At 36.0% G+C, this 21,988-nt stretch carries 21 protein-coding genes; 13 read left to right on the plus strand and 8 right to left on the minus strand.

Annotated features, from left to right (window positions below; genetic code table 11):
* Positions 1 to 8 precede the first annotated feature (8 nt).
* Positions 9 to 404: a response regulator gene (locus tag ESZ48_RS18320; RefSeq protein WP_223266506.1), complete on the plus strand. Its 396-nt coding sequence runs from the start codon at positions 9 to 11 to the stop codon at positions 402 to 404.
* A gap of 255 nt (positions 405 to 659) precedes the next feature.
* On the opposite strand, the gene ESZ48_RS18325 is transcribed toward ESZ48_RS18320, so the two are convergent.
* The gene (locus ESZ48_RS18325) at positions 660 to 1,106 is read right to left on the minus strand and encodes a hypothetical protein (protein WP_129018956.1); all 447 of its coding nucleotides are present in this window, start codon (positions 1,104 to 1,106) and stop codon (positions 660 to 662) included.
* A 458-nt stretch (positions 1,107 to 1,564) separates the two neighbouring features.
* Here ESZ48_RS18325 and ESZ48_RS18330 point away from each other — a divergent pair, with 458 nt between their 5' ends.
* A complete protein-coding gene (locus ESZ48_RS18330) occupies positions 1,565 to 2,017 on the plus strand; it encodes a response regulator (RefSeq protein ID WP_129018957.1) in 453 nt (150 codons plus the stop codon).
* Positions 2,018 to 2,471: 454 nt separating this feature from the next.
* The gene (locus ESZ48_RS18335) at positions 2,472 to 3,218 is read left to right on the plus strand and encodes a DUF3891 family protein (protein WP_129018958.1); all 747 of its coding nucleotides are present in this window, start codon (positions 2,472 to 2,474) and stop codon (positions 3,216 to 3,218) included.
* Between the two features lie 193 nt (positions 3,219 to 3,411).
* On the opposite strand, the gene ESZ48_RS19405 is transcribed toward ESZ48_RS18335, so the two are convergent.
* Together ESZ48_RS19405 and ESZ48_RS18340 are read right to left on the minus strand one after the other, a co-directional pair.
* Positions 3,412 to 3,576, minus strand: a complete 165-nt coding sequence (locus ESZ48_RS19405; protein WP_190246303.1) for a hypothetical protein — start codon at positions 3,574 to 3,576, stop codon at positions 3,412 to 3,414.
* A 53-nt stretch (positions 3,577 to 3,629) separates the two neighbouring features.
* Positions 3,630 to 4,097 (minus strand): hypothetical protein, encoded by a 468-nt coding sequence (locus ESZ48_RS18340; RefSeq protein ID WP_129018959.1) that lies wholly within the window; start codon positions 4,095 to 4,097, stop codon positions 3,630 to 3,632.
* Between the two features lie 204 nt (positions 4,098 to 4,301).
* Between ESZ48_RS18340 and ESZ48_RS18345 the strand changes: the two genes are divergently transcribed.
* On the plus strand, positions 4,302 to 4,958 hold the full coding sequence (locus ESZ48_RS18345; protein WP_129018960.1) for an SOS response-associated peptidase family protein: 657 nt from the start codon (positions 4,302 to 4,304) through the stop codon (positions 4,956 to 4,958).
* Positions 4,959 to 5,002: 44 nt separating this feature from the next.
* Here ESZ48_RS18345 and ESZ48_RS19830 read toward each other — a convergent pair whose 3' ends face one another.
* The 3 genes from ESZ48_RS19830 to ESZ48_RS18360 all read right to left on the minus strand — a co-directional run bounded on the left by ESZ48_RS19830 (position 5,003) and on the right by ESZ48_RS18360 (position 6,633).
* A complete protein-coding gene (locus ESZ48_RS19830; protein ID WP_129018961.1) occupies positions 5,003 to 5,140 on the minus strand; it encodes a helix-turn-helix domain-containing protein in 138 nt (45 codons plus the stop codon).
* A gap of 12 nt (positions 5,141 to 5,152) precedes the next feature.
* On the minus strand, positions 5,153 to 5,950 hold the full coding sequence (locus ESZ48_RS18355) for a helix-turn-helix transcriptional regulator (RefSeq protein ID WP_129018962.1): 798 nt from the start codon (positions 5,948 to 5,950) through the stop codon (positions 5,153 to 5,155).
* Positions 5,951 to 6,366: 416 nt separating this feature from the next.
* Complete coding sequence (locus ESZ48_RS18360) at positions 6,367 to 6,633, minus strand: SemiSWEET family sugar transporter (RefSeq protein WP_129018963.1); 267 nt, start codon at positions 6,631 to 6,633, stop codon at positions 6,367 to 6,369.
* A 418-nt stretch (positions 6,634 to 7,051) separates the two neighbouring features.
* On the opposite strand from ESZ48_RS18360, the gene ESZ48_RS18365 reads away from it, so the two are divergent.
* A complete protein-coding gene (locus ESZ48_RS18365) occupies positions 7,052 to 8,233 on the plus strand; it encodes a glycosyltransferase (RefSeq protein ID WP_129018964.1) in 1,182 nt (393 codons plus the stop codon).
* Here the strand turns inward: ESZ48_RS18365 and ESZ48_RS18370 are convergent.
* Together ESZ48_RS18370 and ESZ48_RS18375 are read right to left on the minus strand one after the other, a co-directional pair.
* Positions 8,230 to 9,570, minus strand: a complete 1,341-nt coding sequence (locus tag ESZ48_RS18370; protein ID WP_129018965.1) for a bifunctional PIG-L family deacetylase/class I SAM-dependent methyltransferase — start codon at positions 9,568 to 9,570, stop codon at positions 8,230 to 8,232. The two genes, ESZ48_RS18365 and ESZ48_RS18370, sit on opposite strands and share 4 nt — an antisense overlap.
* On the minus strand, positions 9,563 to 10,609 hold the full coding sequence (locus ESZ48_RS18375; RefSeq protein WP_129018966.1) for an acyl-CoA dehydrogenase family protein: 1,047 nt from the start codon (positions 10,607 to 10,609) through the stop codon (positions 9,563 to 9,565). Before ESZ48_RS18375 ends, ESZ48_RS18370 begins: the two co-directional genes overlap by 8 nt.
* Positions 10,610 to 11,378: 769 nt before the next feature.
* Between ESZ48_RS18375 and ESZ48_RS18380 the strand changes: the two genes are divergently transcribed.
* The 8 genes from ESZ48_RS18380 (at position 11,379) to ESZ48_RS18415 (ending at position 20,431) form a co-directional block, all read left to right on the plus strand.
* The gene (locus ESZ48_RS18380) at positions 11,379 to 12,242 is read left to right on the plus strand and encodes an SDR family oxidoreductase (protein WP_129018967.1); all 864 of its coding nucleotides are present in this window, start codon (positions 11,379 to 11,381) and stop codon (positions 12,240 to 12,242) included.
* Between the two features lie 13 nt (positions 12,243 to 12,255).
* Entirely contained in the window at positions 12,256 to 12,843 is a 588-nt protein-coding gene (locus tag ESZ48_RS18385; RefSeq protein ID WP_129018968.1) for a gluconate 2-dehydrogenase subunit 3 family protein, read from the plus strand.
* Positions 12,843 to 14,399 (plus strand): GMC family oxidoreductase, encoded by a 1,557-nt coding sequence (locus tag ESZ48_RS18390; protein WP_129018969.1) that lies wholly within the window; start codon positions 12,843 to 12,845, stop codon positions 14,397 to 14,399. The genes ESZ48_RS18385 and ESZ48_RS18390 overlap by 1 nt, the downstream gene beginning before the upstream one ends.
* 6 nt (positions 14,400 to 14,405) lie before the next feature.
* On the plus strand, positions 14,406 to 15,746 hold the full coding sequence (locus ESZ48_RS18395; RefSeq protein WP_129018970.1) for a family 1 glycosylhydrolase: 1,341 nt from the start codon (positions 14,406 to 14,408) through the stop codon (positions 15,744 to 15,746).
* Positions 15,747 to 15,863: 117 nt separating this feature from the next.
* Positions 15,864 to 16,592 carry an alpha/beta fold hydrolase gene (locus ESZ48_RS18400; RefSeq protein ID WP_129018971.1) on the plus strand — a complete coding sequence of 243 codons (729 nt, stop codon included), beginning with the start codon at positions 15,864 to 15,866 and terminating at the stop codon, positions 16,590 to 16,592.
* Between the two features lie 473 nt (positions 16,593 to 17,065).
* Positions 17,066 to 18,184: a glycosyltransferase gene (locus ESZ48_RS18405; protein ID WP_129018972.1), complete on the plus strand. Its 1,119-nt coding sequence runs from the start codon at positions 17,066 to 17,068 to the stop codon at positions 18,182 to 18,184.
* Positions 18,181 to 19,311, plus strand: a complete 1,131-nt coding sequence (glf, locus tag ESZ48_RS18410; RefSeq protein ID WP_129018973.1) for a UDP-galactopyranose mutase — start codon at positions 18,181 to 18,183, stop codon at positions 19,309 to 19,311. Before ESZ48_RS18405 ends, glf begins: the two co-directional genes overlap by 4 nt.
* Complete coding sequence (locus ESZ48_RS18415) at positions 19,301 to 20,431, plus strand: glycoside hydrolase family protein (protein WP_129018974.1); 1,131 nt, start codon at positions 19,301 to 19,303, stop codon at positions 20,429 to 20,431. The genes glf and ESZ48_RS18415 overlap by 11 nt, the downstream gene beginning before the upstream one ends.
* The last annotated feature ends 1,557 nt before the right edge of the window (positions 20,432 to 21,988 follow it).

A 21,988-nucleotide genomic window follows, 5' to 3' on the forward strand; every position in this document is an offset into this window, starting at 1 on the left:
TGAAAGATATGGACACAAATTTCAATTACATGGTTGTAGATGATGATCCCACTAATAATTTAATATGCAGATTGATGATTAAAAAATTTGATCCAGATGCAGAAATTAAATTATTCTCCAAGCCGGAAGAGGGATTACATTTTATTGAAAATTATGTGGGCAGTCTCACAGTACTTTTTCTTGACATAAACATGCCTACACTTTCTGGTTGGGAATTCCTGGATAACTTTATAGAATTTAGAAGTGAGATTAAAAATAAGTTCGAAATTTACATATTAACTTCTGCTATTCAGAGTTTTCAGAAAGAAAAAGAATTATACCCCTTTGTGAAAAATATTTTAGCTAAACCACTTAAGGAAAAGTATTTGTTGGACATAAAAAATTCGATTGGAAACGCAATATAAGGCATAGTTATCATTTTGCATCCAAACTCAGAAGGGGAGTTAGGCAAAACAAAGGCGCTGGGCCCAAAGAAAAATTATTCCCTATTTCGAGTTAAAAAAAATGCAGACTTTCTTGAAGTTAGATTGGCAAAAGAACAAAATAAAGCTCAGGTGATTCTACTATAATTCCTGTACAACTTACAAAATGTGCAAACCAAAAAATCCCATCTGAAAAGAAGGGATTCTAAAATTTACGTTTAAAAGATAACTATATTTTTAACTATCACCAGTGGAGTGCCAATCTCTGATTTCATTATTCACATCTTCTCGATTTCTGTTGGTACGCTTGGCTATACGCCCAGTCATGTCATCAAACCCATCTAATCGGTAATTGACGTCTTCATCTGTGATATTGGGATAGCGCTTTCTATAATCTTCTTCGATGTCTTTCCAACGGCTCTCGTTATCACTCTTGACCAGCTCAGTCTCTTGCAGCCTATTCTGATCATAACTCACTTCCCCCTGAACTTCATTTGTCCGTTGATCCATTCGGTGGTTATTATCTTGAAGACGTTCAGGATTTTCAGTTTGTATTTGCTCGGTACTGCGATCTTTTTTCTGTTGTTCAATGTCACGATCATATTCTTGCTGCTTCTGGTCGCGATCTTTATCCTGTAATTCTTTATCTCTGTCGTAATTACGATTATCATCGTCTGTGCTCATAACTTTGAATTTTAAATTAATATTATATGACCTCAACACAAAAAGTGATTACTTAATAGTATTGGATCAATCATGAATAAAATTAATCAATTTCAATCCTATTTCTGATCTCAATGCCTTGTATTTTTGACCCAATTGACAACACGACATTAGAAGTTGAATTTAGATTAATTTGATCAAGTTCTCTCGTAGTGTTCTCGTTTGTTAACTGCTCAAAAATGTCGTTTAATAAGTTTTGCTACTATTGGCATCCACTGTCTCATCTGGTCAATAAAAAATTCTGAAAGTATGATGTATGATCAACTAATTTCTGTATTTTATCTGCACATTAGTTGTCATGGAAATAATAAACACAAAATTTTAAACCACAATAAAATATATTATCTTACTTTAACCTCACCACTTCTCTATATAACCAAATTAATGCTAAACTCTGTATAATTTTAAGTCTGTAATATATGTCTTCCATAAGTTTAAATATTGCGTTTGTAGATAATGATCAAGATGACCAGTGGTTATTTGAAGAAGCATTAGATGAATTACCAATTAAATGCACCCTTAAAGTATTTAAAACCGGCCAGGAATTCATGAACTATTTGGATACCTCACCAGAAAAACCCGACATCATCTTTTTAGATTTAAACATGCCTGTGAAGAGCGGGTTTGAATGCCTGAAGGAAATAAAGCAAAATGAAAAACTCAAGCATATCAACGTCATTATTTATGCATCGCATATCAATGAAGAGTACGTGGAAAGGACATTTGATTTTGGCGCAAATCTATATATAAAGAAACCCAGTAATTTCAATGAAATAAAGAAAACATTAAACGAAGTATTAATGAAGAACTGGGAAGTCCATAATTCGAATCTCAATAAATATAATTTTGTCTATGATATGTCAACTGATTAATGACATTCTTTTATACTTTTAATTAGAGTTTTGATGCGTTATAATTTCCAGAAAATTAAAAAATATTTATGAAAAACCGCAACTTAACTATTACGTTCGGAGTTTTATTTATAACACTTTTGATCACTTTAATTTTTAAGTTGGAAAATGTATCTCAAGGAATGAATATATCGGGTTTTTTTTAGGTGGAATTATAATCTTTGGAATTATAGTGGAGTGTGTCGTTCTAACAAAGATATTAAGATTGGTTAATCAAAAAATCCCGTTTTGGCCGACGCTATTGATGACTATGACGCTATGATTTATTACTTTTCGTTTTCAACTGTATTTGTCAGAATAATATCAAATACACAAATGTTCTAAGCGATACAGTACTTAGATCGAAAATAAATCACATTTAATTTTCAAATCAACATCAGCGCCTATTCTTTAAAGAATTTTAACAAAGTTACATATGATCGTCAATAAATCGGTAGAAGGCATCCACATCATCTTTCACGAAGCCCATGGCCTATTAGCCGGAAAAATAGCTAATGAAATCTCAGAAAAATACCGACCCATACATTGGTTCGAAACCCTGATTGCCATATGCGAACACGACGACAGACAGTTGAACTTTGCCGAGAAAAACTATCTGTCTGACATAGGCGTGCCTTTGGATTTTACTGAGGAAGAGTTTACCGTACATGATATAGTGGAAAGAATGCATCGTATTTTAAAAGCTTCAGAAAACAAATCCTTGTGGATCAAATTACTCATCTCCTATCATTTGGAATTCATCTATTCCGAAATGAAAGAAAAAAGCAAAAGAATTACTTCTTTGTTTGCCGAACAAGAAAAAGTACGGAAGGTTATTTTAGATGATTATAAAGTATCAGATAAGAAAGCAAGAACCTATTACGAGTTTTTGCGATTTTGTGATCGGGTGTCGCTCATTTTATGTAAAGATGAAACACCGGAACGTGGGAGATTACTTGAAATCAACACCTCCATTGATGGAAAAACATATTTCATAAAAAAAACAGAAAATGAGGAGCTTATCATTTCCCCTTGGATTTTCGATGTTGATGCATTTGAATTATCAATTGAAGAACGGATTTTAAAAGAAACCCAATTCACCTCCAACCTTCAATTTGAAGCAGTCCTAATGGATTGTAAACCCCAATTCAAGAAATGGAAAATTATGAAATCAGCGGATTAAAGTTTTTTTTTAGAACCTAAATTTTCATAATATGTAAAAACAACTCCTTAGGAACTTCAATTTATAAATTTTAACTTAAGCTTGTTGACGTTATTATTTTAATGATCTCGTATCAAAAAGGAAAATCCCGATAATTATTATCGGGATTTTAATAGGCACCATTGATGCCTAAAGCACTTTAAATAATTCTAACTCATTTTTTGTGCCTTTTCTCTTCAGCTTCTGCCCGTTTCGCTAGATCTCGATCCTTGCCTCCTGGCTTTTCGCCGTACTGATTTTTATGTTCTGGCTTTAAGGGGCCTTTTTTGATGTCCTTATGTTTTTCAGGATCAAATTCTTCATTTTTCTTGTCAGTCATCTGTTCTAATTTAAATATGATTTGTTAATACTCAGTCTTTCACCATTATGACTTCAAGAATCCCAATTTCTGATTTCATCGTTCACATCATTACGAGTTCTATTGGTTCTTTTGGCAATCCTGTCGGTCATATTATCAAATTCGCCACTTCGATAATCCACATCTTCATCCGTAACATTCGGATGTTTTTTACGATAATCACTTTCAATGTCATTCCAACGACTTTCAAGGTTTCTATATGAATGATCCGAATTCATGTCCATACCACGTCGGCTTGGATCGGTGTCACGGGAATTTTCATAATTCTTACTTTGATCATCACGGTTTTCACTTTGATCACTTCTACGATGATCTCTATCATGATCATTTTCATTCTGATCATTGTGTTGTGAACGTCCATCTTTTTCATCATTTAAATAATTACCACGTTGTTCATCACTATTACGCTGCTGGTCATCTCTACTTTGATTCTGTCCAGAATGGCCCTGATCAGGGTCGCGACGGTCGTTTTCTGTGTTCATAATGCAAGATTTATGGATTAATAAATAATTTTGAAATTCTAAATTACACTTTCATTTGAATATTTATAGGCTCTATCCTTTTAAAAATTTGCTCAATAAAACACTAATAATAAAGGTTTCAACAATTAAATTAATAGATTAAAAAAGGCAAATATTATAATTTTTAGCAACCACTTTAAGTTTAAAATTTCTGTTATTTTAAACATGTTGTCACAAATTTCCAATACGGCCACCAAAGAGATCATCGAGCAAAAATTACATGCAAAATTTGATTATGGCCATCTATACAAACCTCAGTTTAAAATTAATGGTTTGAAGGAGTCCATATTATGTATTATAACTTCAAAGGACACTGATCGTATCCAATTTGGCATTTGGGGTGTACTTCCCGGAGGGTACAAAGACACCTGGAAAAAGTTCCAATCTGCCTATAATACACTCGATATTGAATTTGATTCCATTACTGAATTGTCATGGCTATACGATGCCTTAAAACACAGAAGATGTTTAATAGTAGCAACAGGATATTTCACTACGGAAATTGAACACCAGTACCTCCAAACGTTTCATAATATTTCAAAACATCAGAATCTAATTTGCTTTGCGGGCATATATAATATTCTCGAAGACGGTTTTATTTCCTGTGGCATTTTGACCCAATACGATAGGTATTCAAAGTATCTTTTAAAAAATCCGAAACCAATAATAATTAAAGAAGAAAATTATAACAACTACCTAAATAGCGAATTATCTCTGGAGGATATTTTAGATGTCAACTTTGAAATCCATCAAAAAGACATTTTACAACTGAAAATCTCTAAGCATGAACTGCGAAGTCTTAAAAAAAGAAGTAAAATATAAAGTTGTAATCTTGAGAAATCATTTCCTAGGCGTGCATATCAATTTTATGAAGCAGAAGGAAAAATCTGCTTTAAGCGCTGCTGATATAATTTTGGCGAACATTTAAATCGTTTTTTAAATATCCGACAGAAGTAACTTCTACTGCTTAATCCTACAGAGTACACAATTTCAGATATATTCAAATTTGTGTCCTGTTACATGGTCAAGGCCTTTTCCAAACGAACGTTTCTAATGTGTATAGTTACTGTACACCCGTGTTTTTCTTTAAAGCCCGCTTGTAATTTTGAGACCGACAATCCACTTTTTTTACACAAATCATTTATGGTATAATCCTCTTGAGGATTTTCCTTAATTTGTGCTGTGATCATTTCCAATTGCTGAATTTCATAACCACTAAGATGATTGGAAATTGAAGATTGTTCACAAAGAATTTCTTTAAACTTCATCCCTATGATGATATTTATATAACCCCTGGCCATGAATTTATTTTCAGATGATATATAATCCAAATGTTTAAGCTTTCTTGCCATCTCGCAGATCGCTAAATTTGGAATCAATCTTTTTTGAGATGTAAACGGATTTAAGAAAACATTCTCCTTCTGCAAGTTTTGGAGCAATTTTAAATGGTCTTCATCCAAGTGGGACTGATAGACTTTGAGAACCAAAAAATCATAATCTACCAGAGATTTACATTTAAAGGAAATATTTTCGGCTTCTTGAAAAGGCACTAATAAACTCGCAAATGGCGGGATTGTAATTTGAGATTTTTCGCAAGATAATTGCAACGACACATTCGACGAAAGATTGACACAGACGTAGATTGCTGAACTGTATTGCGACTGAAAATTGATCTTAGAATCTTGATGGGATTTTAATTTGATTCCATAGCATTCTAATGAATTTGTGAAGACGAATTTTTCAATATGACCGTCATAACAGCGCTTATTAGCACTTTGATTCTCGTTAATTTCAACACTGCTCAAATAATTCATTGTACAAGAATTAATAAATTATATAGTCAGAAAGGTATCAAATGTCCTAAATTTCAACTCAATACATTGTCTTGTTGATGGAATTAGTATCTTGAATCGTAATAATTACAAACTTTAACAATTGCAAGCCAGTGACTTAAAGCATGGATTATCTGTTTCGGCTAAGCTAATTCTTTAAAAAAACTTACCTCAATTGTCTTGATACGGTCGGATGCCGTCTCTGCTCCCAGGTTCAGGCCTGAAGTGTTACGAATTTAATTTCGCTGGAAGAATGGAGAAATCTATACAGGCAAAAACAAAACATTCATCTTCCATTGAAGCAACGACGAGTTCTTATTAAAAATCGGAACACTTATAAATTTTAGAAAATTTCTTTGAGTTAAATCTATATAGTCAAAAACTTATTTTTCTGAATTCTATTTAATTTTCCTCTTTTGCATAATCAAAATGCTGAGCATTATCCCGTTCAAAATAAATGAAATACCATTGGTAAGGATAATGGGCCAATCCGATTTAATGAAACCATATACTGTCCAAAGTCCAACGCCAATACATAAAATAATAAACATGTATGGACTAATATCTTTTACCTCCTGTGTTTTAAGTGCTTTTATGATTTGTGGCAAAACACCAATAGTTGTAAAGATCCCAGCCGCAGTGCCGATAATATCATCAAAATTCATACGTTTCTTTTAAAAAGAAAGATAGCATAAGTTATTTAAAGACCTTTGCTCTTCATAATATTTAAAAAAACTCCTTTAAAATGAAGTAACTTTAGGTATGAAGTGGAATACTTAATCAATAGACTATTTAATCAGATTAGAACAAATTCCCCTTTTGGAGTTTTTCAATTGAACTTAGAAGTATACCCTAATCGTTTCGATTTAAATCCAGTTGCTCATTCCAACGTATAAATAGCTGATTGCCTTCAATCTTTTAAGTACATTTTGATAATGAGTTACATAAAATTTTTTTAAGGTTAATTCCTGAGAGAGAACCTTCCTACTTTTATTTAAGATAACCTTGATCGCGAAAAATTTACATAAAAAATCAAATACTTATGAATTACACGATCAAGGGTTTTCAAAAATTGATCATCATATGGAAATTTTAAATGGTATTGCAACGTCGGTTTTAAATCCGATTAAGATCATGGATAGCATTTCCATCAGCCTATCGAAAGAACTTCCACCACCCAATCAAGATTTAAAAATATCGGTCATAATTCCAGCAAAAAATGAAGCTGAGGAAATTGAAAAAACCTTATTGGCCCATATCAATCAACAAACCCGTCAGAAGGAAATTCTCCCACACAGCACTTACGAAATAATTGTACTTTGTCATAATTGCAATGATAACACGTATTCCAAATGTCAAAAATTTGCAACTGCGCATCCATACGCGAACATTCACGTTTTAGCTCTCAATTCTGAGGTCGCTAATACTGTTGGAGCGGCGAGACGCGTCCTTATGAATATTGCTTCCTCGCGACTTCCAAATAGTAATGGTATCATAGCCAGTACGGACGCAGATACTATTCCAGATCCATTTTGGCTATGCTCGTTGGAATCCTATATCCAAACCAATGTGGACCTCATTTGCGGTCTGATCAATGTCGATTATAATTCGATCGGCGGCCAACCATTGACCTATTTATTAGCCAAGGATAATTACCTGATGCTTCAAGCAAAATTAGAAAGTCAAATGTTTCCTGATCCGCATGATCCTTGGCCACGTCATAACTATAACTGGGGGCCCAATTTAGCAATTAAAAAATACGTTTATCAAAGTGTTGGGGGAATAACACCACTGCCATTTTTGGAGGATGTGGATCTATTTAATAGAGTAGTGGAACAAGGATTTGTCGTAAAGCATTGTATGGATACTATTGTTAAAACCTCTGTACGCATTAACTCGCGATGTGATGAGGGTTTCGGAGCAGAATTAAAGGTCTGGACAGAAAATGATGGCATTCCCTATCGCGTTGAAGGCCTCAATAAGCTCAAATCGCGATTTGGAATTTACGATTTGATAAAACGGTATTATGAAAATCCTTCACAAGAAGCCTTGATAAAAATAAGTAAATTAAGCCATCTGAAAAAAAAGGAAGTTGCCTTACTATTATCCCGGTTTAAGAGGTACGAGACAATGATGATTTATATGAAACAACATCTGACATCCTGTGGCATTTGGAATTCGTTTTATCCAAACATTTGCGTCATGGATGCCTATCAAGAACTAAATTCCCATCTGCATCCAAGTCCAAAAAACTCAACTTCCTAGTTCTTTCTCCAAATATAAAGTTCATAATTGTCATGGATGTATGACGTCAGGCAAGAAAATTTATTTTCAATAGTGTTGAATTTTCTAAAAATTTGATTGACCTGATTTCCATTTAACGGAAATTCCCGCACATACGATGTCCAATGTACCATTAAAAATTGGCCATCTGTATTTAAGTGTTCACTCACTTTTTGAAATATTTCCTGCAAAGTGTGTGGATCAAAATAATACCCGAGCTCGCATAAAGTTATAAAATCATACTGCCCATCTGGAAAGTCCTGAACAATATCTTTAACTTGAAAGGTGACATTCTCTAAATCATTATTATTTTTTTCGGCTTCGGCCAGCGCGTCTTTACTGATGTCAATTGCTAGTAATGTATCACAATGCTTGGCAAAAAATCGGGTTTGTATGCCTATAGAACACCCCACTTCCAAACCATTTTTAAAATGTGAATCGCCTAAGATCTCGTTAGTTTTTTGATATTTTGCGAGCTCATAATCACTATGCTTAAAATTCCAAGGATCCGCATTATCGGAGTAAAGTGTATCAAAAAATTGCTGGTCCAAGGATTCCATCTTATCCTTTGTAAAGAAATAAAACTCATAATCACCTAAAAATGGTGCGAGCAAATCTTCTGTCAGCCTAAACCCGGAAGGATCGTCATCAATAAATTCTGAGGTTTGCGATTTATGGGCGAAGATGGCTGCTTTCTTCTGTTCCAAAACCTCTGTCACGTTTAAACGGAATACTGATATTTCTTCTTCCTCAGGCCAATCATTTTCTTCTGAAATGTTCCAAAGCCAGACGGGATATTCCACAATTTGCACCGAAGACTTATTTTGATTAACCGCTGAGAATCCAATGGTATTGCACATTTTATGATCAGGATGCACATCTCTGCGCCATGGATAAAAGATGGTTTTGATTTCTTGCTTTTCCATTAAAAGTGAGATCTGTTGGGCAATTTCTTTAACTTTCTCATCTTCATAACTTGATAAAACGCCGTCTGGATATCGGTAGAAGAAGACATGGTCTGCATGTACACCTAAAATTTCGCACGATTTAAGCGCTTCCGCTTCTCTTACTTCAGCTAATAGTTTGGGTGGATATTTTAAAGAATTAAGATGTGATGCGCCCCCGCTCGTCATGAATACTACCGACACCGGCACATTTTGAGAACGTAAATAGGAAATCATTCCGCCACATCCCAAAGCTTCATCATCGGGATGTGGAGCAATTATAAGTGAATGACCCAATTGGCGGCCTAATTGGTCAATAGCCAACAAGGGAGCAGAGGATAAATTTGATATTATTGAAGAAATTTGGTTATTCATAGGTTTTGCGATTATCAGTGTAATTACCCACCTGTGCTAAGGCGGCGTCTGGCCCAGCTTGTTTTAAATAAACTCGCAGATCACGGATGGGACGTTCTAAAGGATGGCTTTTCATAGTCCCTTGAATGCCTACCGCTTTTTCAGCGAGCAGGATCACTTTTTCACAAAGTTCCAAAACCATCGTTCTCATCATATTTGAAAAGTTGACTCTGTGATCATCAGAATAATTAATGTCCCTGCCGTTTTCAATATTACTGGCGCGCTCCATCCACAATCTTCCAGTCTCCATCAAAATAGCGACTTTTCCTATCCGCATTTGTTGAATGGAATTCTTACTTCGATGGGTTTTTTGTAAGTGCTGGAGCATGGTATCCGCAATTTTTTGAGCCCCTCCTAATTGCACGGCGGAAAAACGCACCGCGCCCCATGAAAAATGAGGTTCTTTATAATAATCATTGATTTTACCTAAATACTCCTCACGAAATATTTCAAAAGACGTAAAATCAATGCGACAACTTACAGAAGGTCGCATCCCAATCGGATCCCATTGTGACCAGTCTTCTTGCAACGCGTTTTGTTCATCCAAATTGAGCACCAGCATTTGTACTCCGTCTTTAGTTTTTGCAGTCACGATAGGACGGTCAATATGTAATGCTCCAGAACAGAACGTCTTGCTGCCTTTTAAAAACAAACCTTTACTATTATAGTTCGCAGTAATTTTCAATCCATCTTCTGGATTTTCAGTATTCCATACGCCAAATAACTTACCTTCCCTAGCTTCACTAAAGTAGCGTTGCTTTTGTTGTGAGCTACCATAAGTGTTAATCAAAATTAAAGCATTAACATGACCTTCATAGATGCGGCCCACCGACAAATCTGCTTTGCCTACTTGGAATAATAAATCAAACATCTTTTCAGAAAACTCAGAAAACGTAGTCCAATTAAGATCTTGCAGAACCTCTATAGCCCCTTTTGGGAAAACTCTGGGATGGTCTTCGATAGCATCAAGAACAATGGTCAAATCTACTAATTCACACATAGTATCGAATTTTATTGAAATATGAAAAATGGAATTATAATAATTAAATCACTAAGATCTATATCTTTTTAAAAGAGTTCTGAATGACCAATAGCTAAGAGCAACATGAAAATCATATTTCTTTTTTAAGATATTCTAAGATTTTAATTTTGCTCTAAACTACTTAAGGACACGCATTGTAATAATCACAAACGCTAATAATATTAACCTTAATAAATAAAGTTTAAAATTTTCTACTCGTGGTAACATTTGAATTACAAGTGTGAAGCGATTTTTTAGGTCTGAAAAAATTTTTCGTTTTCACTTTGTTAGAACCTCTAACGTTTATAAATACAGAAGACATATTTTAGAAGATTAATTATTGCATTAGATAAAAGTTCATTTAAGACTTTATTTATTTCCCATGACTATATAAAAATCTGGGTTCGTTTCGAAAATCAAATAAACAAAAAACAATTTTCTTTAAATTATTTCCACAATTCTCATGATATATTTTTAATACATAAATTTATTAAGCACCTATTTTTATTGATTGAGACACTAATATTCAGACCATTAAAAAGTTTTACGAAAAGCTTTTGTTTCATTAATAATTGTCATTTTTTCAAAAAATAATTTTTAACTTCACAATATCAAAATCTGAATTTGGTCAGAAATCTTCAAGTTTCATCCTGAATTTCTATCAGATGAAAAATGGATGAACGGATTTTAGAAATGAAAAATAAGGAATATTAATTCCAACAATTAATTATTTAAACACCTATATATAATGGCAAATAAAAAATACAGAGTAAAATCCAGCGAAATAAAAGGTCAGAAATTACCTTATCCGGCCAAACAGTCTGATATGGATCTTCAACCTCAAACTGACCTATCGCAATATAAAGCGGCAGGAAAATTAACGGATAGAGTCGCTATTATTACTGGTGCGGATTCGGGAATAGGAAGAGCAGTTGCCATCGGCTTTGCAAAAGAAGGCGCTGATGTCGCCATTGTTTACAATGTCAACGATTCGGATGCCGAAACCACTAAAAAGATGGTTGAGGAAACAGGGCGAAAATGCTTAGTCATTAAAGCAGATGTCAGACAAAAAGCCGCGTGTTTTGATGCTATAAAACAAACGGTTGACACCTATGGAAAACTCAATATTTTAGTAAATAATGCAGCCTACCAACATGTCGAAGAAAATTTAGAAGATATTACGGAGGAGAATTTAAGACGAACCTTTGACACCAACATTATAGCTTATTTCTTTATGGCTCAAGGAGCACTCCCACATTTAAAGGATGGCGATGCCATTATCAATACCGGTAGTATCGTTGGAATTAGCGGACTTCCGATTCTCCTGGATTATACAGCCAGCAAAGGCGCGATACATTCCTTTACGAAATCATTAGCCCTACAGTTGGGAAAAAGAAACATTCGTGTTAACTGTGTAATTCCTGGTCCTGTTTGGACACCGAACATTCCAGGCACCATGCCAATGGATGAAGTCGCAAATTTTGGTCATGAAGTCGCCTTGGAACGACCAGGTCAGCCCGAAGAATTAGCTCCGGCCTATATCCTTCTTGCCTCGGATGACGGTAGTTTTATGACGGGCAGTTTAGTTCAAGTTACAGGTGGACGCTTGTAGTAAATCTTTTTCAATGGACAATAAAACACACCAAAATCAGCCTGAAGTCAATGCACTGTTAAACAGCGAATTTCTGACCGAGCCTACCCGAAAAGTTTTGCAGGAAAGATTTGAGAAGGTTGGAACCAATCGTTTTTTTGACGATGCCTCTTTTAGTTTATTATCTGTGGTCTGTGATCTTTTAATGGATCAGGATTCAGAAAATCGAATGGTCAATAGCGCTTACGCCATCGATGAACGGCTTTTACATGATAAAAGTGATGGCTGGCGTTATGATAGCATGCCTCCCGATCCTGTAATGTATCAATTAGGTTTAAATGGAATCAAAGAAACAGCTTCACAACTTTTTGATAAAAAATTCATAGATCTTCATAAGGAGCAGCAAATCGAAATTTTAAACGCGGTTCAAAGTGGTAAAGTCAAAGATGGAATCTGGAAAAATCTGGATTCTAAAATCTTTTTTGAAGAATTATTAGCAGAAACTGCTGAAATTTTTTTCAGTCATCCCACAGTCCAAGTCAGCATTAACTATGTCGGCATGGCTGATGCAAAAGGCTGGACAAAACTGAAACTTAATCAATCAGAAAATTTGGAAAATTAATGCAAGAATATTCAAATAAAGACAGTGTAGATGCGGTCATTATAGGTACAGGAGCCGGCGGCGCACCCATCATTGCCCGATTGGCAGAAGCAGGTTTAAAAGTGGTCGCCTTGGAAGCCGGAAAATTCTGGAATCCGAAAAAAGATTTCGCCACTGATGAACGTGAACAAAATAAAATTATCTGGAATTACGAGCGCTTATCTGCCGGCGATGATCCCATACCTTTTGGCAAAAATAATTCTGGATTCGGCGTAGGAGGTTCCACCCTTGCATATACCGCCTATACGCCCCGCCCCCATCCCGACGATTTTACTATTAACACCGATTTTGGAGTAGGAAAAGACTGGCCAATCAGCTATGAAGATTTGGAACCCTACTTTGACGAATTGGAAAGTTTTTTAGGAGTATCTGGACCAACACCCTATCCGTGGGGTCCAGACAGAAATGTGGGATATCCGCTTCCACCAAACCCAATCAATGGGGCAGCTCAATTGATGGAGATCGGTTGCGAACCTTTAAATATTAAAACCGTACCAGCTGCAAATGCCATTTTATCGGCGCCCTACCATCAAGAACATGTGGGCGAAAGAGAGGCTTGCATCAATAGAGGTTTTTGCCAAGCGGGTTGCAGTACTGGTGCTAAAGCGAGCACCGATGTCACTTTTATTCCGCAAGCCATCCATTTTGGAGCCGAAATAAGAACAGAATGTTTTGTTACCAGACTAAACACAAATGAGAGTGGCCAAATTAGTTCAGTTACTTATCTCAAAAACGGACAGGAAGAAACGCAGTTTTGTAAGACTGTTTTTATCTGTGCCGGTGCCATAGAAACACCGCGTTTGCTTTTGATGAATCAATTGGCAAACAGCAGTGGCCAAGTTGGTAAAAACTTTATGGCAAACGTTAGCACACAAATCTGGGGAGAATTTGAAGAATTAGTGCATCCTTATAAAGGTATTCCGGCGAGTTTGATTTCTGAGGATTTACATCGACCAAAAGATGCCGATTTCGCTAGTGGTTACTTGTTACAATCCATTGGCGTCATGCCCATCACTTATGCCTCGCAATTATGCAGAGCTACTGGCATGTGGGGAAAGGAACTTCGAGAGAAGATGGCAGCTTATAACCATGTGGCAGGAATCAATATCCATGGCGAATGTTTGCCATATGAACACAATTATGTGGAACTTTCTGATGAAAATGATGAATTGGGATTACCTAAACCTCGTATTTTCTTTTCGAATGGCACCAATGAAAAGCGTTTGGCTGCTCACGGCGAAAAAATTATGGAAAAAATCTGGGACATTGCCGGAGCTAAAAACACTTTCAAGGTTTCGCGCAATGCGCATATCATAGGCACCTGCCGAATGGGAGATGATGCTACTGAGGCTGTGGTAAATGCCCAGGGAAAATCTTTTGATATTCCTAATTTATATATTTCGGACAATTCCCTATTTCCGAGTTCCCTAACCGTAAACCCCACCCTTACAATTATGGCGGTTGCCCTGCGCATTGCCGATAAATTTTTACAAGAATATTCAACCTCAAAAAATTAAATCATCATGGCAGCCGAAAGCTTTTTAAAATACGTGGATAAGAAATATGGACATGAGGCCTATGATGGCGATCAATATGGAGGTGCTGGTGGAAAAGATGGTAGTGGCCTGCCACAAAATAATCCAGGTAATTTCATGTTTGCCACAGGTATTGAATGTTCCTACCCTACTATTGACAAAGGGAAAACGAGACGTGATTTATTGAAAGAATGTCATCACTACGACCGTTGGGAAGAAGATTTAGGACTCGTTAAGGAAATGGGTTTAAAAGTATTACGCTACGGCTTGCCTTACTATGCCATACACATTGCTGAAAACAAATTTGATTGGACTTTTGCGGATAAAGTCATGAATGAGATGAAGCGATTGGAGATTACGCCGATTCTGGATTTGATGCATTTTGGTGTGCCCGATTGGATTGGCAATTTTCAAAATGCTGAATTACCCATTCATTTTGCAAATTACGCCGCTGCCGTTGCGAAACGATATCCATGGGTAAAATACTACACACCGGTCAATGAAATTTACGTCACGGCTAAAATGAGCGCCAAAGAAGGCGTTTGGAATGAACAACTCAAGAGTGATCGTGCTTTTGTAACCGCTCTAAAAAATGTTACGGCGGCAAGTATCTTAGCCACGCATCAAATTGCAGCGCATCGACCAGATTGTGTGATTGTGCAAAGTGAATCGGCCGAATATATCCACGAAGCTTACTTGCAAAAATCTCCAGAAATTGTGATTGCCAATAAAATACGTTTTCTTGCTTTAGATCTTTTATATGCCAATCATCCGGATGCTGACATATATATGTACCTCATGGACAATGGAATGACCCGAAAAGAGTATGAGTGGTTCATGGCGGGCGAGCCACCAGGATACCAAGTTACTGGTAATGACTATTACGGAAGAAATGAAAAAATACGTTTAAAAAATGGCGAAACTATGATCGCACCCGATGTTTGGGGATGGTATTTAATTACCAAAGAATATTATAACCGATATAAAAAACCGGTCATGCACACGGAAACCAATGTATTTAATAAAGAAGAAGCGCCTTCTTGGCTATGGAAGCAATGGCTCAATATTTTAAGAATGAGAGAAGATGGCACTCCTGTTTTAGGTTTCACCTGGTATAGTTTGATTGACCAGGTCGATTGGGATATCGGCCTCTCTAAAAAAGTGGGCACGATCAATGAATGTGGGTTATTTAATATGAATAGAAAACCAAATCCGGTTGCTGGTGCTTACAAAATGTTGCTCGAGGAATTTGGACAAATTACAATTGTGCCGTACGGCGAAATGCTAGAAATTACAGACAGACCCGCAAGTTTGAAAGTAGAGGTTTAAATAATTAGATGGGTAGCAAGATATTCCAATTCAGATGATATTGCTGGTTTTCTTTAAATTGAGAACGGCATTGAAAGCGTTAGATCTGATTACTATTTTCAATTTAAAAAATTAGAGATGGCAATTGAAAGCAATCATAAAGTATTAGTATTCATACACTATTTTGGTGGCTCTGCAAAAAGTTGGGAGTGGGTGATTAATCGACTGGATAAAAAATATCATTGCATCGCGATTAATTTGCCGGGTTTCGGAAACACCATTCCCTTAGAAGAACCGTCCATTGTAAATTTTGCCGAATTCGTTCAGCAGGAATTAAAGAATTCAGAAATTTCGAATTATATTCTCATAGGACATTCTATGGGCGCTAAGATTGCCTTGCAAATGACTGCCAATGATATAAAAGGAAACATCGAGCGACTAATTTTAATTGCCCCATCCCCTCCGGGAATTGAACCGATTTCAGAAGAAGAAAAGCGACGCATGCTTATTCATCCCGATCTTACAGAAGCTAAAAAGACGGTGGATAATATTACAAAAATACCGTTAAGCGATGTTCAATATGATCTGGCCGTGGACAACAATATAATGGTTGAAAATAAAACCTGGGAGTGGTGGCTTGAATCAGGGATGAACGAATCCATAATCGCATCAGTAAAGCAGATTAAAGTACCAATTACCATTATCAATTCGAAAAATGATCCCGTAATGACTCCAAAAATCATTAAAGAGCGGTTTTTAAATATTCTGCCTTCAGCTAACGTGATTTCGCATCATAAATTGGGACATCTTATTCCGATGGAAGATCCGGAGTGGCTCGCTGAGCAAATCATAAATATTTGTGACTAATATTTTTTTAAAGTCATATCCCTTACAATAAAATGGGCGATGCCCATTGACCAAAAAATAATGCAGTATTTTTTTTAGCTAAAAGCTTTAAGGTTGGAGACACCCATGGCGCTAACGGCTGCCCAAAGAAAAAGATCTGAAGGTATCTTTAAGGTTTCTTTTTCGATTGGTTTGGCAACTTTTCTTATTTATGGCTACTTGTTTCAATAATATCAATTTTAAAGATTATTAATTCTGTAAAAATAATTTGAGACTAAAAAAACCATGCGTTTGATAAACTGTATAATCGAACTTAAACCTCGTGAAATTATTTTTCTATAGTCTAACCTAGATATTTCCATGATTAAATAGAAATACAAAATTTAAAGAATTTTAAATTAATCAAGTTCAATGCATTAAGATCCAATTATTTTGTTTTTAGGTTAATATGCTTTGGATTGCCTCCTTAATTTTGAATTAATAAATCTTTGATCATGGATAAGAAAATAAAAGTAAAAGATAACGCAACAGTCAAGGAGAGTTTCAACTCCAAATTAAACTATGACATGATTATATTCTGTCATTTAAGATGGGACTTCGTATACCAACGCCCACAACATATTATCAGTAGAATGTCTGAAGATTACAAAATATTAGTAGTTGAAGAACCGATTCATAACGACGGCAACTCTGCATATGATCTTCATGAAATTAATCCAAATCTCAGCATCTTGAAACCGAAGGTCAAGTCAATTGTGGACATTAAAAATGTGCTCGACTTACTCAATATTCATCATATTGACATCGCATGGTTTTACTCACCCGCATTTGTGGATTTACTACCCTATTTGAAAACGAATACAATAATTTACGATTGCATGGACGAATTGTCGCAATTTAAAGGCGCTTCCATGGAACTTCGAGCTCAGGAAAAACTCTTAATTCAAGAAGCCGACCTTGTGTTTACCGGCGGTAAATCATTATATGAGGCAAAGGCCAAATTATCTGCAGATGCCCATTGTTTTCCCAGTTCTGTAGATGTCCCACATTTTAAAAAGGCCAACGGTCTAATTACGATTCCGGAGGACATCAAAAATATTAGCAATCCTATTGTTGGTTACATCGGCGTTATTGATGAGCGGATTAATTTGCCATTAGTTGAAAAAACTGCTGAACTTATGCCTCAGGTTTCCTTTGTGATGATTGGACCATTGGCAAAAATTCGTGATGAAGATCTTCCAAGAGCCTCGAACATTTATTATCTGGGAATGAAACAGTATAAAGAACTTCCAGGATATCTAAAGGCTTTTGATATTGCGATGATGCCCTTCGCCTTAAATGAATCTACTGAATTTATTAGCCCTACCAAAACTCTGGAATATATGGCAGCTGACAAACCAATTATATCCACGGCAATTAAAGATGTGGTTCGAGATTATTCTGAAGCCCTAGATGTCATCAGTAATGCGGAAGAATTTTCTGCCGCCATTTCCCGGCTTTTACAGGCGGAGAGCACTCATGATTCGGAAAGGTATCAAAGCATTTTAAATAAAACTTCCTGGGATACCACCGTTAGAAAGATGAAACAATTAATAAATGTAAAATCCATATGAAGCACGATATACTTATCATTGGAGCGGGCATATCCGGTTCAGTATTAGCTGAACGCTACGCCAAAAAAGGAAAAACCGTCTTGGTTTTAGAAAAAAGAGATCATATAGCTGGCAATTGCTACGACTATATTGATGAGAACGGGATTTTAGTTTCAAAATACGGCGCACATTTATTTCATACCAATTATGACGAAGTTTGGAATTATGTCAATAAATTCTCAGAATGGTATCCATGGGAACATAAAGTCATTGCGCGAGTGGATGAGCACACGGTACCAATTCCTGTCAATATGACTACCGTAAATACTCTGTTCAATTTAAACTTGAAGAATGAAACTGAAATGGCGGAGTGGCTCGAAGCTAATCGCATAGACATTGAAGATCCAGAGAACGGTAAAGAGGCGGTTTTAAATAAGGTCGGTCCAGTATTGTACGAGAAAATGTTTAGACATTATACTAAGAAACAATGGGATAAATGGCCTGAGGAATTGGATGCGTCAGTTTTGAACAGAATTCCTGTGAGAACCAATACGGACGACCGTTATTTTTCGGACAAATACCAAGCGCTCCCTAAACATGGTTACACCAGAATATTTGAGAATCTATTAAGTCATCCCAATATTACGGTAAAACTCAATACGGACTATTTTGATGTGAAAGATGAATTTTCCACATTTGAAAAAATATTTTACACAGGACCGATCGATCGCTTTTTCGAATTTAAGCACAGTCTAAACGATCAATTGGAATACCGCTCTATAAATTTTGTATCAGAAACGGTTGATAAACCTTATTTTCAGGAGAATTCTGTAGTCAACTATCCAGGAATGGAAGTGGAATTCACTCGGATTATAGAATATAAACATTTTGGAAATCAACAAAGTGATAAGACGACGATCGTAAGAGAATATACTACTGATAAAGGCGAGCCCTATTACCCCGTGCTCAATAAAAAAAATCAGGAGATCTATAATAAATATAAAGAAGAGGCTGCCAAACATCCCAATATTCATTTTGTAGGGAGATTAGCAAATTATAAATATTTCAATATGGATCAGGCATTTAAAAATGCATTGGATTTATTTCATGAATTAGAGAAGAAAAAGACGTTGAAGTATGCAGAATAAATTGGCGCTTAAGAGTTTTTTTATGGGCGGTTTTGAATGTGCCGACCACATCAACAGATCCGGCGAACGCATTAATCTCCAAACGGAAACTTTACATCATGATAAGATTCTAGAGGATTACAAAAATCTAAAATCCATTGGTATTAAGGTGGTACGCGAAGGAGTTTGTTGGAGTGAAGTAGAAATTGCACCTTATACTTTTGATTTTTCGAGATTAGAAATTTTTTTTAAGGCTGCGCAAGAGCTGGACATGCAAATCATTTGGGATTTGTGCCATTTTGGTTATCCAGATGATTTGAGTCCTACCCATCCCCTATTTACAAAACGTTTTGTTGCCTATTGCGAGCAATTTACAATTTTTCATTTTGAACATTTGAGGCAACCGCCTTGGATTGTGCCCATTAATGAAATCAGTTTTTTATCATGGCATTCGGGAGATATGCGCGGTACGGTTCCCTTTGCGGTACATTCCGGCTGGGATATAAAATACCATTTATGCAAAGCCGCGATCATGGGCATCAAAGCGATTAAGGCGATCATAACCGATGCGGTTATTCTTATCGTAGAACCTTTGGTTAAGGTACATGCTAGCGCTAAAACAATCGATCTTTCGGAAGTAAAAAAAATGAATAATTACCAATATCAGGCGATGGATATCCTGTTAGGACGAACGTGTCCAGAACTTCAGGGAGATCCTACCTTGATTGATATTCTAGGTTTTAATTATTATTACAATAACCAATGGACGGATGTGCACGAAATTTTACCATGGCCGGATGTCGATAACCGATTAACGCCGCTCTCAGAGTTATTATATAAAGTGAGCGTGCGTTATAATGATTACCCTATTTTGATTACGGAAACGGGTCATTTTGGCGATTTGAGAGCACAATGGCTGGAAGAAGTCATACTAGAATGTTCCAAAGCCATTCAATTAGGCGTCGATTTGAGAGGTATGTGCATTTATCCAGTTATTGACCGTCCTGATTGGGATGACCTGACCTCTTATTCCAATTGTGGTCTCTGGGATTTTGATGATGATTTTAATCGCTTGCCACATATACCTTCTATTAAAAAATTACTTCAAGGACAAGAAAAGCTAAATTATAATTTTAACTAGATAAAAACCAAGATTTATTAAATCAGAAAAATCATTTCAAATGCTTTTAAAACGAGATTATTAAGTGTCACTAAATTTTGATGGTAGCTGAAGCCCCTATATAACCTAAAGAAAAATTACTGAGCTTCTCTTCGTCTATATTTAGAAATCTTATCTAAAGTCTTTCTAATAGAAGCGAACATCAAAATCTTAACATAATAATCATTACACACAACTATCACAGCCTTAAATAGAGGTGCGTAATTCGGTGCGTGCATACAAAACAAATAAATATAAAAACCTGACTTTCAACGCTTTGATTAATTAAAAATAGTTCCTCTTTCTCCGCAAAAGGAAACCCACGACGAAAGTCGTGGGTTTTTTATTTAGTGCAACGACTCAAGCCTCTTCGGCTTGAAAGGAGTGGAACTAAATAAAAAACTCAGCATCGCCTTTTTCTGGCGATGCGTGGGTATCTATGCTTGCACTGGATTTCTTATTGGGATCAATGAAATTAATCCCTCTTTCTCCGCAAAAGGAAACCCACAACGAAAGTTGTGGGTTTTTTATTTAGTGCAACGACCCAAGCCTTTTCGGCTTGAAAGGGATCAAGTCAAAAACTTGTGGGATTTTAAGATTACGCTTAACTGCACCCTAAAAGATCTTATTTTCGCATCAAGACGATTATTCACAATTTTATATTTCCTTTTTAACGGTGTTCATGAATTTTATTTCTACAGAAGCTTTAGTGCTTTTGTGTTTAAAAAACAGTTTAGAATTTATAATTGACTGCTATCGTCTCGGCGAAGGTAGCCAGGACCTCCAAAGCTGATATCGATTGAATTATTGGCTCTCTTTTCATATAATCAGCGTCATAAACAGCCATAATAATGCTTATGTAGCATACACCCATTGAACATTTTTTTAAAACATATTGGTTAAAACCCTCTTGACTACAAGGAAAGCCCCTATGGATACCAACTGGTTGAAAAAAAGACCAATTAAGGCTAATGTATTGACCTTTTTTAAAAGTGATCAATTAATAGTTAAAACACAAGGCTGTTACGTGCCTTTATCCTGCCTTTATCCTGCCTTTATCCTGCCACTATCCTAATAGCTATATTTTGATTGACAAGACAGTGTGAAATTGTTGGTGGAAAACACCAACAATGGCGCAAGAAAGTCCAAACTCCCCTTTCTTCACCTTCGTTGCACTACGGTGAATTCATTCCCCTCTTTAACTAAAGAGGGGAGCTGGATTGTACGTATAAGTTTATGTTGGGATTGTGTTGTTGGTTAGTTGTTTTGTTAATGTTGAGGTGGGTTAAACCACAAGGCTGTTACGTGCCTTTATCCTGCCTTTATCCTGCCTCTATCCTGCCACTATCCTAATAGCTATATTTTGATTGACAAGACAGTGTGAAATTGTTGGTTTAAAACACCAACAATGGCGCAAGAAAAGACCAAACTCCCCTTTCTTCACCTTCGTTGCACTACGGTGAATTCATTCCCCTCTTTAACTAAAGAGGGGAGCTGGATTGTACGTATAAGTTTATGTTGGGATTGTGTTGTTGGTTA

Source organism: Gelidibacter gilvus, from assembly GCF_004115975.1.
Taxonomy (GTDB): Bacteria; Bacteroidota; Bacteroidia; order Flavobacteriales; family Flavobacteriaceae; genus Gelidibacter; species Gelidibacter gilvus.